We start from the raw sequence: 14,047 nt of genomic DNA on the forward strand, positions 1-14,047 counted from the left end.
AGGAACGACAGGAGCGACGCGGGGCGGGCGCTAGGCCGCGCCGGCAGGCGGGTGCGGGCAGGCATGGGAAACACTCTTGTCGTTCTTGGATGGCCAAGTTTCGACAGGCGCGGCAGGCCGGACAAACGATTAATAGCGCCGGGCAACCTGCGTTTTTCGCATGTTACCCGGCGGCGTTTCAGCGCGGGCTGACGATGTGCGCGGCGTTGTCCAGGCTGCGCTCGGCCAGGCGCACCTCTTCCAGCAGCCAGTCGCGGAAGCGCTCCACGTGCTCCGGCAGTTCCTGCCCCGGGCGGCTCACCCACCAGTAGGACTGGTGGCCGTCCACCTGTACGTCGAGCAGCTGCACCAACTGCCCGGCCACCAGCTCGCGGGCCACCATCTGGCGGTCGGCCATGGTCACGCCCAGGCCGTCGATGGCGGCGCGGATGGCCATGTCCAACAGGTCGAACTCGTAGCCGCCCTGCAAGTCGACGCCCTGGATCTTCGCCGCGTCCAGCCAGTGGCGCCAGGTCAGGTAGCGCTGGTCGTCGCGGGCCAGCACGTGCAGCAGGGTCATGCCGTTGAGCGGCATCCCCTGCTCCGGCTCCTCGCGCTGCGCCAGCAGGCCCGGCGCGCATACGGCGATGTGCTTCTCGTGCATCAGCAGCGAACTGTCCAGGCCCTCCCACTCGCCGTTGCCGAAGCGGATGGCGCAGTCCAGGGTGCCGGTCTCGGCCAGGCTGTCCTGCAGGTGCGTGGTGAGGGTCACCTCCAGCCCCGGATGGGCCTCGCGCAGGCGCCCCAGGCGCGGCAGCAGCCAGCGGCTGGCGAAGGTCGGCGGGGCGTTCAGGCGCAGGCGGTTGAGGTGCTGGCGCTGCTGGATGCCGCGCACCGTCAGTTCGATGCGGTCGAACGACTGCTGCAGCGCGCGCAGCAGCATGCGCCCGGCGTCGGTCAGTTGCAGGTGGTGGTGGCGGCGCTGCAGCAGCGGCTCGCCGAGCTGCTCCTCCAACTGGCGCACCTGGCGGCTGACCGCGCTCTGGGTGACGTTGAGCAGTTCGGCGGCGCGGGTGAAGCTGCCGGTGCTGCCGGCCACCTCGAACGCCTTGAGTGCATTGAGCGCCGGGATCTTGCGCTTCATCGCTGGCCCTCCCCTCGCGCCCCCGTTGGACGCGGCATGCGCATTGGAGTATGGCAGCAGCCCTAGAGTCACCAGGGCCGCCGCCGAGGCTCAGAAGTAATAACCGACGTTGGCGTAGAGCTGGTTCTCCCAGTGGTCGGTGCCACCCTGGGCCAGGCTGTCGGTGTAGCTGCTGCCGCCGATGTAGGGGTCGTTGCGGCCGTTGAGCCATTCCACGGCGATGTAGAAGGAACGCACCGAGAACGAGGTGCCGAGGATGAAGCGCTCGGAGGCGTCGAAGCCGCTGGCCGACTTGTCGAAGCGGCTGTAGTTGCCGTACACCTTCAGGCCGCTCACCCAGCCGCCGACGAAGGTGCCGGGGAAGCTGTAGCTGAGGTCGCCGACGTAGAGGTTGCCGCGGCTGGCGACGTTGAAGGTGCCGTCGTAGCCGCCGAAGCTGACCACCTCGTCGCTGCCCGGGTTGCGCGGCGACATCTGCTGGCGCCCGGCCTGCAGCTGCACGCCCCAGGGGCCGTTCTGCCCCAGGTAGTGCAGGGCGTAGGCGTTGCGCCGGCCGGCGTCGTGGGTGTCCTTGTTCTCCAGGCGCGAAGTCAGGGCCGACACGCCCACCTCGGACTTCCAGTCGCCCAGCTGCAGCGAGCGCGCCAGGCGCGCGACCACTATCTGCCGTTCCTGGTTGCGGGTGCCCTCGGGCACGTAGTCGTCGGCCGAGGTCACCACCGTGGAGTAGGTGCTGCCGTTGCTGGTGCCGCGCCCCGGCCAGGCCGGGCGGCCGTACAGGCCCGCCTGCAGGTTCCAGTCGCCCTGCTGCTGGATGTACTTGGCGCCCACCGCCGAGACGTCCTCCAGGCCCACCACGTTGCCGAGGGTCTCGTAGAAGGTGCTGCCGAAGAACGGCTGCAGGCCGAAGGGAATCTGGTTGAGGCCGACCTGCACCTGGCGCTCGGCGTCGAAGCGGTAGCCGACCCAGGCGTACTCGGCGAAGGCGACGTCGCCGATGTGGTCGGTGTACTGGTAGGGGTACTGCTTGCCGTAGAAGCGGTAGCGCGCCGCGCCTATCCAGCTGTCGGAGGTATAGGTGGCGCGCAGCATCAGGGTGTCGAAGCCGGCCTTGTCGATGTCGCGGTCCGGGTCGTGGTCGAAGCGCGCGCGGATGGCGCCGCCGACGTCGAGTTCGTCCGTCACCGGCACCGCCAGGGCGGCGGCGCTGCAAGTCAGCAGGACGGGAAACAGCAGGTGCGCACAGCGGCGCGGCAGGGGAAATCTGGCCACAATGGAAAGCCTCGGCGAAGTTCTTGTCGTTATTCGGCGCACCGGCGCGGACACTCCCCCCACACCTTGTGCGCGGCCGAAACTAGCCCCTGGCGCGAGCCGCGCACAAACGACTAAATCGCCGGGCGAACCGGAGAAAAACGCATGTTTGCAGAACCGGCCCCGGCGCTAGAATCGGCGCACCACGACCAGCCCGCGCGCGCCACCCCGCGCGCCCTTTCGGAAGCCGCCCCATGCGCAGCCTGCCGCCCCTGAACATGCTCCGGGTCTTCGAGGAAGTCGCCCACCACCGCAGCTTCAACCGCGCCGCCGAGGCGCTCAACGTCACCCAGGGCGCGGTCAGCCGGCAGATCAAGCAACTGGAGGACTACCTGGGCGTCAGCCTGTTCGTGCGCACGCCGCGCGGCCTGACCCTCACCGAGACCGGCAGCGCCCTGGCCCCGCACCTGGGCGAGGCCTTCGACCGCATCGAGCGCGCCCTGCAGGCGGTGCGCGTGCCCAACCTGCGCCAGCGCCTGCGCATCCTCGCGCCGCCGACCTGGGGCACGCGCTGGCTGTCGCCGCGGCTGCGCAGCTTCCTCCAGCGCTACCCGGACATCAGCCTGAGCGTGACCAACGCCCAGGACGCGGACAACCCCGGCGAACTGGACTGCCGCATCCGCTTCGGCCTGGAAGCCGCCGCCCACTGCCACAGCCAGTTGCTGGTGATGGAACGGCACATCGCCGTGGCCAGCCCGGAACTGTTCGACGGCGAGCGCCCGCCGGAGCTGCACGCCCACCCGCTGCTGCACATCCTCCACGAGGGCAAGCGCCTGAAGGTCTGGGAGAACTGGCTGGAAGCCGTGGGCCGCAACGACGTCGACGCCGGCAGCGGCATCGAGTTCAGCACCCTCGACCAGGTCATCCACACCGCCCTGGCCGGCGGCGGCCTGGCGGTGATCGACCGGCAGATGATCGAACGCGAACTGGCCGCCGGCAGCCTGCTGCCGATCACCCCGGTGGAAGTGCTCGGCCCCTACGGCTACTGGCTCGACATCCCCGCCGACAAGCGCGGCCTGTCCAAGGTGCAGCGCTTCCAGGACTGGCTGGAACTGATGAGCAACCCCTAGCCGTTTTGAGGATTTGCCGACAGCTTCGCCCCTCGCGTGGAAATCTCCCCCGTCCGACTCGGAGGAATTGCACAGGCCTTCGCGCTCCTCCCAAAGGCATGGCGGTCCAAGATCATGCGCTGGAGTCCGCCCCCGCTCACGGACGCCGGAAATCGCCACCGCAAGGACCCGATCATGTCTATCAAGCACACACTGAACCTGCTGGACGAGCGACTGCTGAAGGAGTTGCTCGACGCAGCCCAGGAAGCCCTGAACGACACCGCCACCGCCAAGCGCGTCGCCCACGTGCTGGGCGTGGAACCCGCGCGGGTCCACGCCCTGGCCAACGTCGCCCTGGGCCTGTCGCAGGCGGACGACGAACGCGCCCACGACGTCGGCACCCTGCGCCAGCTGGACGACCTCACCCGGCGCATCCGCGGGCTGATGAGTCCCTGAGGCCACGCGGCCGTCTCCCGGCGCCTAGCAGCCCTGGAGGGCACCCTCGGCGTGGCCCTCTTCGACCAGGCGCCTGGAGCAGGACATCCCCCGACCGTAGGGCGCATAACGCGAAGCGTTATCCGCCGTTGTCGGATGGCACCTCCAGAACAGCCTGAGGTGCCTAGCGGTATCTACTTACGGATGCCGGTAGCTGGGGGTCGCCCGCTCGAATCCTGATGGGCAAGCTCTTCAAAAAGAGGCGCTGTCGGATACACCAGGCGTAACCGGTCCATATCGGAAGATTCGAAACCCAGCGACTTGTAGTACCTTGCCGCCGCCTCATCCTTGGCGTCGACTGCCAGGAAAGCGATACCGGCATGCTTCGACATTGCATAGAGGCGGCGAAATACATCAGCGAGTAGTCGTTGCCCCAACCCCTGCCGTTGGCACGACCTATCCACTGCCAGACGACTCAGCAGCACTGCCGGAAGCGGATAGCGCGGGAGCCGTTTCCGCTCCTGCTCGGCCACGTCCTCGAGGCGAACCGACGTATTCGCCAGCGTGTAGTACCCGAGGAGCGTTCGCTCCCTTCCCAGCGCCAGGAATGTCCTGGACAGATGGCGCTTCTGATCCTGGGAGGCGTATTTGACGATGTAGTCGTTGAGGTCTGGAGAGACGCAGTCAAACGTCCTGCGGTTCACCGACTTGTCGAAGTCGACAGTGATGAAATCCATTCATTCTTCTTGGCGCCAGCAGTCAGCGCAGCGAGAGGATCTTCTTCAAGGCCTTGTTAGCCTTCGGTGGGTTCTCCAGCATGTCCAGTGCCCGTCGGACATTCAGAACCGTCTCACCACAAGCTGCGAATCGATCGGTATCACGTGACGCATCCCTCGCCTGGAGCGACGCCACGTGCATCGGCTCATGACCTCTCACCGCTTCGGACAAGGCGCTCGCAATCCGACTGCTGCTGTATTGGAAACTCCGCATGGCATGATTGTATGGCTCGATATGTTCCGCCACGATTTCCGGGCTTTTCATGTCCGCAGCACGAATGATGGCGGCATAGAGATTCTTCTGCTCTTCCTCGTCGTCCAGATGGACATGCAGGTAGCGTCCGGTCTCTTCAGGATCGGTAACAGGCACTTCAATGGGAACAGCTCCGGGCTGGATAGCCTTTCTTTCCTTCCCTGTCTTCGCTTTTGCAGTCATGAGCACCTCGTGCAGTGCTCAATTATTGCACAAGCTCATACAGCGCATGCATCCCCGCTCCATGTCCGAAACGTCCCGATCGGGAATGGGAGAAAAGCCATTTCGCCTCCCAACCTGAACAGGGAGCCCCTTCACCGCAGGCTCCCTGACACGGCCGGCTAGAGCACCGCCATCACCTTCGCCGCCGGCTGCGCCGGCCCCGCCTCGCCTTCACCCTTGCCGGCATCGGTCAGCGTCAGGTACTTGGTCTCCGGCGCCCAGGCCATGGAGATCAGCGCGCCGAACAGGAGGATGCCGGCGAGGATGGCCATGGTCGGGTTGAGGCCGATGCCGGCCACGCTGACCGGCAGCAGGAAGGTGCTCAGCGCCGAGCCCAGGCGGCTGGCGGCGGTGGCCAGGCCGATGCCGCCGGCGCGCACTTCGGTGGGGAAGCTTTCCGCCGGGTAGACGCCGACCAGGTTGCTCACCGCCGAGAGCACCAGGGTGAACAGGCCGAAGGTCGCCACCATCAGCCAGGCCAGGCTGCCGGGCAGCAGCACCAGCAGGAAGAGCGCGGCGGAGAGGATCAGGAAGGAGCCGATGAGGAAACCGCGGCGGGTGAATTTCACCGTGCACCAGATGCCCAGCAAGGCGCCCACCACCAGCAGCGCGTTGAGCAGCATCTCGGTGCCGAAACCCTCGGCCAGGCCCATCTTCTGCAGGATCGACGGCAGGAAGGTGTAGATGGCGAAGTACGGCATGACGATGCAGATGAAGAACAGGCAGTTGAACGCGGTGCGCTTGCGGTACTGCGCGCTGAACAGCTGGCGGAAGCCGCCCTTGTGCTCCTCGGCCATCTCGTCGTCGAGCACCACGTGCGCGCCCAGGTGCTTGCGCACTATGGCCCGCGCTTCTTCCACACGGCCCTTGTGCACCAGCCAGCGCGGCGATTCCGGGGTGCCGATGCGGGCGATCAGGATCATGGCCGCGGGGATCGCCGAGGACGCCAGCATCCAGCGCCAGGCGTCGTCGCCCAGGCCGAGCATGGCGGTGCCGACGAAGGTGGCGGCGACGTAGCCGAAGGTCCAGATCACGCTGAAGGAGCCCAGCAGCACGCCGCGGTGCTTCTTCGGCGAGAACTCGGCGAGCATGGCGTGGCCGACGCTGAAGTCGCCGCCCAGGCCGATGCCGATCAGCACCCGGCAGAGGAACAGTTGCAGCGCCGTCTCGGCGAAGAACTGCAGCAGCGAGGCCAGGGTGATCAGCACGAAGCTGATGAGGAAGATTTTCTGCCGCCCCAGGTGGTCGGAAATCCAGCCGAAGAACAGGCTGCCGAAGAACAGGCCGAGCAGCGCCGAGCTGCCGATCAGGCCCTGCCAGAAGGGGTCGAGGTTCAGTTGCGGGTTGATCAGGGTGAAGGCGATGCCGATCAGCCCGAGGATGTAGCCGTCGGTGAAGTGGGCGCCGAAGGTGAGGCCGGCGATCTTGATGTGGAACCTGCCGATGGGCAGGTCATCGATTCTGACTGTGTTACCCGACATGATCGTCTCCGAGTTTTTTTCTTGTTGTCTGAACGGAAAGGTGACCGCCGCACCGGTCGGGGCGGCGGCGGTTGGCGGAACTCCTTAGCGGCGTGGCCGCGGCTGCATGCGGGGCGGCGTCAGTCGGACAGGCCGCCGAGCAGCAGGTACTTGATCTCCAGGTAGTCGTCGAGGCCGTACTTGGAGCCCTCGCGGCCCAGGCCGGATTCCTTGATGCCGCCGAAGGGCGCCACCTCGGTGGAGATGATCCCTTCGTTGATGCCGACCATGCCGGCCTCCAGGCCCTCGGCCATGCGCCAGACGCGGCCGATGTCGCGGCTGTAGAAGTAGGCGGAGAGGCCGTAGGGCGTGTCGTTGGCCAGGCGCAGCGCCTCGGCCTCGTCGCGGAAGCGGAAGCAGGCGGCCACCGGGCCGAAGGTTTCCTCGCCGGCGATCAGCATCCCGGCGTTCGCCTCGGCCAGCACCGTGGGCTCGTAGAAGGTGCCGCCCAGGGCGTGGCGCTGGCCGCCGCAGAGCAGCCGGGCGCCCTTCTCCAGGGCGTCGCCGACGTGCTGCTCGACCTTGGCCAGGGCCGCTTCGTTGATCAGCGGGCCCTGCTCGGTGTCGCCCTCCAGGGCGTTGCCCACGCGCAGCGCGCGCACCGCTTCAGCGAGCTTGGCGGTGAAGGCTTCGTACACCTCGTCCTGCACGTAGAAGCGGTTGACGCACACGCAGGTCTGCCCGGTGTTGCGGAACTTCGAGGCCATGGCGCCGCGCACCGCGGCGTCCAGGTCGGCGTCGGCGAAGACGATGAAGGGCGCGTTGCCGCCCAGTTCCAGGGAGACCTTCTTCAGGGTGTCCGCAGCCTGGCGCATCAGCAGCTTGCCGGTGCGGGTGGAGCCGGTGAACGACAGCTTGCGCACCACGCCGGAGGCCTGCAGCGCGCCGCCGATGGCCGGGGCGTCGCCGGAGACGATGTTGAACACCCCGGCCGGGATGCCCGCCTGCTCGGCCAGCACGGCCAGGGCGAAGGCCGACAGCGGCGTCTCTTCCGAGGGCTTGAGGATCAGCGTGCAGCCCGCCGCCAGAGCCGGGCCAACCTTGCGGGTGACCATGGCCAGGGGGAAGTTCCACGGGGTGATGGCGGCCACCACGCCGATCGGCTGCTTGGTGACGACGATGCGCGCGTCGGCCTTGGGCGAAGGGATCACGTCGCCGTACACGCGCTTGGCTTCCTCGGCGAACCATTCTAGGAAGCTGGCGGCGTAGGCCACCTCGCCTTTCGCCTCGGCCAGCGGCTTGCCCTGCTCGCGGCTGAGCAGGCGCGCCAGTTCGTCCTGGCTGGCCAGCATCAGTTCGGCCCAGCGGCGCAGGCGCGCCGCGCGTTCCTTGGCCAGCAGAGCGCGCCAGGCCGGCAGGGCGCGCTCGGCGGCGGCGATGGCGGCGTTGGTTTCCTCGGCACCGCCGCGCGGCACCTCAATGATCACCTCGCCGGTGGCCGGGTTGCGGACCGCGTAGGTCGGGCCGCCGCTGTGCCACTGTCCGTCGATGTAGTGGCCGGCTTTCAGCAGTACGCTCATGCCACGGCCTCCGTCAGCGAAAAGGTCTCGCGCATCGGCCGGGCCACGCGGAGGATGCGCTTGCCGGCGGTGTAGTCGTTGATCAGGTCGCAAGGCGTGTAGTTGCGCTCCAGTTCGTAGAGTTCTTCCTCGTCCAGGCGCGTCTCCAGGGCGGCCAGGGCGCTGTCGAACTGCGCCGTGGTGTCGGCGCCGACCAGCATGCAGTCCACGCCGGGGTGGTTGAGCACCCAGGCCTGGGCGACCTGCGCGTTGCTCACGCCGCGGCGCTGGGCCACGCGCTGCACCGAGCGGGCGATCTCGAAGGAGGCCTCGTCGGCGTACATCTGCTGGGTGAAGAAATCGGTCTGGTTGCGCGTGGATTGCGCATCGCCGGTCAGCAGGCCACGGGCCAGCGGGCTGAACACCGAGACGCCGAGGCCCTGGTCGCGGCAGAAGGGGATCATCTCGCGTTCTTCCTCGCGGTAGGCGCAGTTGAGCTGCAGCTGCATGTTGATCGGCTTGACCCAGCCGTTGCGCTCGCAGGCCATGAGGATTTTCGCCAGTTGCCCGGTGAGCATGGTGGATACGCCGATGTAGCGGGCCTTGCCGGCGCGGACGATGTCGTTCAGCGCGCCCATCGCCTCTTCCACCGGGGTGTTCACGTCATAGAAATGCAGCATGTAGATGTCGACGTAGTCCATGCCCAGGCGCGCCAGGGAGGCGTCGATGCTGTCCATGATGTGCTTGCGCGAATGGCCGCTGGCGTTGATGCCCTGGCGGGTGCCGTAGCCGACCTTGGTGGTGACCACGATGTCCTCGCGGCGCACCAGGCGCTTGAGGATGCGCCCCACCACTTCCTCGCCGACGCCGGCGGAGTAGAAGTCGGCCAGGTCGATGAAGTTCACCCCGGCGTCCAGCGCGTGCTTCACGATCGGTTCGCTGCGCTGTTCGTCGAAGATCCACGGCTTCCAGTCCGGGGTACCCATGTTCATGGTGCCCAGGCACAGCTTGGAGACCTGCAGGCCGGAGTTGCCGAGACGGATGTATTGCATGGCGGCGACCTCAGGCTTTGGGGGTGTAGAAGGGGTTGGCGATCTGCCCGACTACGTCGGCCAGCTGCGCGCGCTCGGGCTTGCAGGCCAGCGCCGCGCGGATGGCGGTGCGGCAGGCGTTGTAGTTGTTCAGGTAGACGGCATCCAGGTCGTCGCAGGCCGGGTTGACCCAGTTGGCGGTGACGATGGCCCACTCGTCCTCGGCTTCGGCCGGCAGGGTGCCGTCCAGCAGGGCCTCGGTGACGGCCTTGGCGATGCCGGCCTGGGACGCGCCCCAGGTGGCGTTGGCGTGCAGGTCGCCGCCGATCGGGGCCTTGTTCACGTAGAGGGTCATCGGCTTGACCGGGAGGTTCGGCTGGGCGATCACCATGAACGGGCAGTGGCCCTGGCTGGGCGAGGCCAGGCTGCTGGCGAAGGCCTGGCCGGCGGGGCCGTTGCGCGGGCCGAGCAGGATGTTGATGTGCGCGGCGTTGACGCCGGGGCCTTCGAAGCCTTCACCGATGTAGAGATCGAGCTGTTTCATGGGTACCTCGTGGGATCGTCAGGGCGAGCGGGGGCGCGGACCGCGAAGGTCCGTGCGCAGGGCTGCGGGGCAGCCGGGTTCAGTAGGCGGTTCGCGACGGAATTGGAGGAGGAACGAGCGGGAAGCGGGAAAGCAGCGGGAGGGATGAAGGCATGGCGCAATCGCTCGTTGTTGTTGTCGGGAGCCGTTGCGCGATTTTTTAGCACCGGCCCGTTGCGGGCCGGTAAGCATAAAAACTCAAGGAGCTATGAGTTCAACTCATAACCTGGAGGGGTTCAGATGCCGACCTTGTCCAGGGCCTTGCCGACACCTTCCCAGAAGCGCCGTTGGCGCCGCACCTCGTAGCCGCTGGCAGCGATCTGCGCCGGTTCCTGGACCAGGCGGGTGCTGGCGATCTCGGGCTCGGCCAGGCGCGCCTCGATCAGTTGCAGCGGGCCGTCGCCCTCGCTGTGGCTGCGCTTGGCGGGCACGCGGTCCTCGTCGTAGCGCAGGTAGTAGACGCCGCCGGCCTTGGCTTCGAGCATGAAGCTGGAAATACGGGTGAAATCCAGCGGGCCGTCGGCGAAGAAGGTCCAGAAGCTGCCGAACAGCGGCCGGCGCATTTCCAGCTTGAAGCTGCCCGGTTCGAACTCCAGGGCCAGGTAGCCGTTGCTCGGCAGGCTGCCGATCAGCTCGTTGTTGAGGAACAGGCCGGGGGCTTCCAGTTCCTCGTCGGCCCACTGGTTCTGCGGGCGATAGAGGTAGACCAGGGCGTGCTGCGCGTCGCCGGGTAGCAGCGGCGCGAAGGCCTGGCCGTCGGTGGCGCCGAAGAAGGCGCCGGGGGAACTGCAACCGGCCAGCAGCAGGAGAACCAGGCCCAGCAGCGATCGCAACATGCGTCAGTCCCTTCTTGTGGTCATGCCGCGAGCATAACCAGCGCCGGCCGCCTAGCCACCCGCCGAAAGTCCGGGTGGCGGCGCCTCAGGGCAGCGTGGCCGGGCGCCTCTGCGCCGCCTGCGGTAACAGGTGACGCACCAGCCACTTGCGCGTGGGTACCACCAAGCGCTCCTGGAACAGCACGCAGCTGACCACCATGAACAGCAGGAACAGCGGGTACAGCCACAGCGACAGCTGCTGCTCGGTGGCCGCGGTGATGCAGTAGGCCCAGTCGGCCAGGCAGTCGCCGGGCGCGCGGATCAGCTTCTCGGTGCGGGAGAACAGGGTGAACAGCGGCACGTGCAGGGCGAACAGCGACAGCGAGGCCGCTCCCAGGCGCGGCGACCAGTGGCGGATCGCCGGGCTGTGCGGGTCGCGCGGCAAGGCGCTGATGTACACCAGCACCAGCTGCGCCGGCAGCAGCAGGCCGTTGTGCAGCAGGAAGTACCAGTGTCGCGCGCCCTGGGTGTAGAGGTAGTCGGCGGCGAGGAAGTTGGCCACCACGAAGGTGCCCAGCGCCAGCACCGCGCCGGTGCCGGGCAGGCGGCCGCTGTCCTTGTGCTCGCGGAACAGGCCGTAGGCGAGGATGCCGCCGAGGAATTCCGGCAGGCGCAGGATCGGGTTGCGGTGCAGCAGGCCGGTCCAGGGCATGCCGTACTGCTGGTGCAGCGCCAGCAGCAGCGGCGGCACCAGGTACAGCAGCCAGAGCGCCAGCAGCGCCCGCCGCTTGTTGCCGATACGCATCAGCCGCGGCGCCAGCGCCGGGAAGCAGAGGTAGAAGAAGAACAGCGTGGACAGCGACCAGAGCGGTGCGTTGAAGGTCAGGTACAGCGGGTTCCAGGCCTGCAGCATGGTCAGCTGGAGGATGCTGTTGAGCAGCAGCTCGCGGTCGCTCATCCAGTGGCGGAACAGCTCCGGGTGGCTCTGGCCGAGGCGCTCGTGGGTGTCGTAGACCACGAAGCGCGGGGTGGCCTGGTCCAGGTCCGGGCCGATGCCCAACTGGCTGATCAGCAGCAGCACGCCGATGGTCAGCAGGATCGAGAAGATGTGGATCGGGTAGAGGTTGGAGAAGCGCTTGGTGAGGAAGCTGCGCGGGCTCTCGCGCAACTGGCCGTCGGTGACGTAGACGTGGGCCAGGAGGAAGCCGGAGAGCACGAAGAAGGTGCTGGTGGCGAAGAAGCCCAGGCTGGTCAGCTCGTCCAGCCCGCGGAACTTCTGCTCCGCCGGGTAGGCATGGAGGGTGTGGTAGACCACCACGTATATCCCGAGCAGGAAGCGCAACCACTCCAGCCCGATGAACCTTTCCTTGCCGATCTTGTTCACGACCCTGCTCCCGTTCTCCCCGGGGTGCCTGCCCCGGCGGACCGCTCAACGGCGGCGGTCAAGGAAGTTGACCACCACCCGGTCGAGCCAGCCCCACAACCGCTGGTGCAGGCGCATCCACAGGGAGCGGCCGTGCCACAGCGTGAAATCGATCTCCCGGCTGGCGGCGAAGTCGGCGATCAGGCAATCGGCCACCGCCGCCGTGAAGTCGGCGTCCAGTATCTCGATATTGGCATCCAGATTGAACCGCAAGTTCCAATGATCGAAGTTGCACGAACCGACGCTCGTCCAATCGTCCACCAGCACCACCTTCATGTGCAGGAAGCGCGGCTGGTATTCGAAGATGCGGATGCCGGCGCGCAGCAGGCGCGGGTAATAGCGCTGCCCAGCATAGCGCACGGGGGCATGGTCGGTGAGCCGGCCGGTCAGCAGCAGGCGCACCTCCACCCCACGCCGAGCGGCCTTGCGCAGGGCCCGGCGGACCTTCCAGGTGGGCAGGAAATACGGCGTGGCCAGCCAGATGCGCTGCTGCGCGCCGTTCAGGCTGCGCACCAGCGACTGCAGGATGTCGCGGTGCTGGCGGGCGTCGGCGTAGGCCACCCGGCCCAGGCCGCTGCCACCGACGGGCGTGGGCGGCAGGCGCGCCGGCGGCAGCATCTGCTGCGGGCGCCAGGCCTTGGCCTGCAGGCAGGCATGCCACTGGCGCTCGAACAGCACCAGCCAGTCGGCCAGCACCGGGCCCTGCATTTCCACCATCACCTCGTGCCAGGCGCTGGCGTTCTCCGGCACCGACCAGAACTCGTCGGTGGCGCCGGCGCCGCCGACGTAGCCCAGGTCCTGGTCCACCAGCAGCAGCTTGCGGTGGTCGCGGAACAGGTTGCGCCAGCCGCCGCGCCAGCGCAACGGGTTGTACAGGCGCAGCTCGCCGCCGGCCTCGCGCAGCCGGCGGCCCCAGGCGCTGCCCAGGCGCAGGGCGCCGAAGCCGTCGAACAGGCAGCGCACCGCCACGCCGCGGCGCAGGGCGTCGATCAGGGTTTCCAGCAGCAGTTCGGAACAGGTGCCGCCCTCCACCAGGTACAGCTCCAGGTCCACCTGGCGCTGCGCCCGGGCGATGGCCGTGAGCATGCTCGGGAAGAAGTCCTCCCCGTCCACCAGCAGGGCGAAGCGGTTGCCGCTGCGCCAGGGGAAGACCGGCCCGCTCACCGCTGGGCGAAGATCAGCACGGCGCCCACCGGCACCGCCAGGTTGATGGTCTGCAGGCCGGCGAGCTTGCGCAGTTTCTCCACGCCCGGCGCCAGGCCGAAGTCGGCGGCGTCGAGGATCAGCGGCGACAGCGTCACCACCTGGAAGCGCCGTTCGTCCAGGCGCGTCACCAGCACCTCGGCGCGGTAGGCGCGGCTGGCGCCGTGCAGGTCCAGGCGCAACGGCAGCGGCATTTCCAGCTGCGCGCCGTTGGCCAGGCCGAGGATCGGCCCCAGGTCCAGTTGCGCCTCCACGCTGGCCTCGGGGTAGCGTTCGGTCTCGAACAGCAGCTCGCGGATGCGCTCGTCGCGCAGCGGCACGCCGCTGAGCACCGAGTCCAGCTCGATGCGCAGGCTGGCCTTGCCGTGGTCGTCGACGCTGCCGTGCATGACCAGGAAGCGGTTGTTGTCGGCGCCGGCGGCGCCGCGGCCGGTGACGAAGTTCAGCCGCGAGGACTCGTAGTCGAGGTACCAGGCCGCCTGGGCGGAGGCGGCGAAGCAGGCCGCGAAGAGGAAGGCGAACAGCGAGCGCATGAAATCCCTTACATGGAAAACGGCTGGATCAACGGCCAACGATAGCCGCCCGCCGTCGGCTTGCAAACCGGCCGGCGAGCCCGTTGGGCAGGCGGCAAGGCCAATGGTTCAGTCGGCCAGCAGGGCGGGAATTCCGGCCACCAGCGCATCGATGGCGCAACGGATCTTCAACGGCATGTAGCGGGTCTTGGGCCATACCGCGTGGATGTCCAGCGGCGGCAGAGCGATGGGACGACATGCAGGTGAGTAGCCAGAGCACTTCATTGAGGCG

At 67.7% G+C, this 14,047-nt stretch carries 15 protein-coding genes; 2 read left to right on the top strand and 13 right to left on the bottom strand.

Annotated features, from left to right (window positions below; all coding sequences use genetic code 11):
* Positions 1–178: 178 nt before the first annotated feature.
* Together FG99_RS27120 and FG99_RS27125 are read right to left on the bottom strand one after the other, a co-directional pair.
* The gene (locus FG99_RS27120) at positions 179–1,123 is read right to left on the bottom strand and encodes a LysR substrate-binding domain-containing protein (protein WP_043273317.1); all 945 of its coding nucleotides are present in this window, start codon (positions 1,121–1,123) and stop codon (positions 179–181) included.
* 90 nt (positions 1,124–1,213) lie between these two features.
* On the bottom strand, positions 1,214–2,395 hold the full coding sequence (locus tag FG99_RS27125; protein WP_051879288.1) for a porin: 1,182 nt from the start codon (positions 2,393–2,395) through the stop codon (positions 1,214–1,216).
* A gap of 233 nt (positions 2,396–2,628) precedes the next feature.
* On the opposite strand from FG99_RS27125, the gene FG99_RS27130 reads away from it, so the two are divergent.
* Together FG99_RS27130 and FG99_RS27135 are read left to right on the top strand one after the other, a co-directional pair.
* Positions 2,629–3,504 carry a LysR substrate-binding domain-containing protein gene (locus FG99_RS27130; protein ID WP_009615764.1) on the top strand — a complete coding sequence of 292 codons (876 nt, stop codon included), beginning with the start codon at positions 2,629–2,631 and terminating at the stop codon, positions 3,502–3,504.
* A 174-nt stretch (positions 3,505–3,678) separates the two neighbouring features.
* Positions 3,679–3,939: a hypothetical protein gene (locus tag FG99_RS27135; RefSeq protein ID WP_009615762.1), complete on the top strand. Its 261-nt coding sequence runs from the start codon at positions 3,679–3,681 to the stop codon at positions 3,937–3,939.
* 173 nt (positions 3,940–4,112) lie between these two features.
* Here the strand turns inward: FG99_RS27135 and FG99_RS27140 are convergent, their stop codons facing one another.
* From FG99_RS27140 to FG99_RS32320, 11 genes are all read right to left on the bottom strand, one after another.
* Positions 4,113–4,655, bottom strand: a complete 543-nt coding sequence (locus FG99_RS27140) for a GNAT family N-acetyltransferase (protein ID WP_043273318.1) — start codon at positions 4,653–4,655, stop codon at positions 4,113–4,115.
* Positions 4,656–4,677: 22 nt separating this feature from the next.
* The gene (locus FG99_RS27145; protein WP_009615760.1) at positions 4,678–5,130 is read right to left on the bottom strand and encodes a hypothetical protein; all 453 of its coding nucleotides are present in this window, start codon (positions 5,128–5,130) and stop codon (positions 4,678–4,680) included.
* Positions 5,131–5,288: 158 nt separating this feature from the next.
* Complete coding sequence (locus FG99_RS27150) at positions 5,289–6,650, bottom strand: MFS transporter (RefSeq protein ID WP_043273319.1); 1,362 nt, start codon at positions 6,648–6,650, stop codon at positions 5,289–5,291.
* A gap of 119 nt (positions 6,651–6,769) precedes the next feature.
* Positions 6,770–8,209: an NAD-dependent succinate-semialdehyde dehydrogenase gene (locus FG99_RS27155; RefSeq protein ID WP_043273321.1), complete on the bottom strand. Its 1,440-nt coding sequence runs from the start codon at positions 8,207–8,209 to the stop codon at positions 6,770–6,772.
* Positions 8,206–9,240, bottom strand: a complete 1,035-nt coding sequence (locus tag FG99_RS27160; protein ID WP_043273323.1) for an aldo/keto reductase — start codon at positions 9,238–9,240, stop codon at positions 8,206–8,208. The genes FG99_RS27155 and FG99_RS27160 overlap by 4 nt, the downstream gene beginning before the upstream one ends.
* A 10-nt stretch (positions 9,241–9,250) precedes the next feature.
* Entirely contained in the window at positions 9,251–9,763 is a 513-nt protein-coding gene (gene fae, locus FG99_RS27165; protein ID WP_043273324.1) for a formaldehyde-activating enzyme, read from the bottom strand.
* A gap of 275 nt (positions 9,764–10,038) precedes the next feature.
* On the bottom strand, positions 10,039–10,638 hold the full coding sequence (locus FG99_RS27170) for a DUF2846 domain-containing protein (protein WP_043273325.1): 600 nt from the start codon (positions 10,636–10,638) through the stop codon (positions 10,039–10,041).
* Between the two features lie 85 nt (positions 10,639–10,723).
* A complete protein-coding gene (locus FG99_RS27175) occupies positions 10,724–12,001 on the bottom strand; it encodes an acyltransferase family protein (RefSeq protein WP_043273326.1) in 1,278 nt (425 codons plus the stop codon).
* A gap of 45 nt (positions 12,002–12,046) precedes the next feature.
* Positions 12,047–13,126 (bottom strand): phospholipase D-like domain-containing protein, encoded by a 1,080-nt coding sequence (locus FG99_RS27180; RefSeq protein WP_141766258.1) that lies wholly within the window; start codon positions 13,124–13,126, stop codon positions 12,047–12,049.
* 74 nt (positions 13,127–13,200) lie between these two features.
* Positions 13,201–13,776, bottom strand: coding sequence for a YceI family protein (locus FG99_RS27185; RefSeq protein ID WP_043273328.1), 576 nt, complete (start codon positions 13,774–13,776; stop codon positions 13,201–13,203).
* A 108-nt stretch (positions 13,777–13,884) separates the two neighbouring features.
* Positions 13,885–14,040: a hypothetical protein gene (locus FG99_RS32320; RefSeq protein WP_232244833.1), complete on the bottom strand. Its 156-nt coding sequence runs from the start codon at positions 14,038–14,040 to the stop codon at positions 13,885–13,887.
* Positions 14,041–14,047 lie beyond the last annotated feature (7 nt).

This window comes from Pseudomonas sp. AAC, from assembly GCF_000725445.1.
Taxonomy (GTDB): domain Bacteria; phylum Pseudomonadota; class Gammaproteobacteria; order Pseudomonadales; family Pseudomonadaceae; genus Pseudomonas; species Pseudomonas citronellolis.

Excerpts from the sequence above, each read along its gene's own strand:
- FG99_RS27180 (WP_141766258.1), bottom strand. The coding sequence starts at position 13,126 with ATGCTCACGGCCATCGCCCGGGCGCAGCGCCAGGTGGACCTGGAGCTG.
- FG99_RS27170 (WP_043273325.1), bottom strand. The coding sequence starts at position 10,638 with ATGTTGCGATCGCTGCTGGGCCTGGTTCTCCTGCTGCTGGCCGGTTGC.
- FG99_RS32320 (WP_232244833.1), bottom strand. The coding sequence starts at position 14,040 with ATGAAGTGCTCTGGCTACTCACCTGCATGTCGTCCCATCGCTCTGCCG.
- FG99_RS27130 (WP_009615764.1), top strand. The coding sequence starts at position 2,629 with ATGCGCAGCCTGCCGCCCCTGAACATGCTCCGGGTCTTCGAGGAAGTC.
- FG99_RS27140 (WP_043273318.1), bottom strand. The coding sequence starts at position 4,655 with ATGGATTTCATCACTGTCGACTTCGACAAGTCGGTGAACCGCAGGACG.
- fae (WP_043273324.1), bottom strand. The coding sequence starts at position 9,763 with ATGAAACAGCTCGATCTCTACATCGGTGAAGGCTTCGAAGGCCCCGGC.
- FG99_RS27120 (WP_043273317.1), bottom strand. The coding sequence starts at position 1,123 with ATGAAGCGCAAGATCCCGGCGCTCAATGCACTCAAGGCGTTCGAGGTG.
- FG99_RS27145 (WP_009615760.1), bottom strand. The coding sequence starts at position 5,130 with ATGACTGCAAAAGCGAAGACAGGGAAGGAAAGAAAGGCTATCCAGCCC.
- FG99_RS27135 (WP_009615762.1), top strand. The coding sequence starts at position 3,679 with ATGTCTATCAAGCACACACTGAACCTGCTGGACGAGCGACTGCTGAAG.
- FG99_RS27160 (WP_043273323.1), bottom strand. The coding sequence starts at position 9,240 with ATGCAATACATCCGTCTCGGCAACTCCGGCCTGCAGGTCTCCAAGCTG.
- FG99_RS27150 (WP_043273319.1), bottom strand. The coding sequence starts at position 6,650 with ATGTCGGGTAACACAGTCAGAATCGATGACCTGCCCATCGGCAGGTTC.
- FG99_RS27185 (WP_043273328.1), bottom strand. The coding sequence starts at position 13,776 with ATGCGCTCGCTGTTCGCCTTCCTCTTCGCGGCCTGCTTCGCCGCCTCC.
- FG99_RS27155 (WP_043273321.1), bottom strand. The coding sequence starts at position 8,209 with ATGAGCGTACTGCTGAAAGCCGGCCACTACATCGACGGACAGTGGCAC.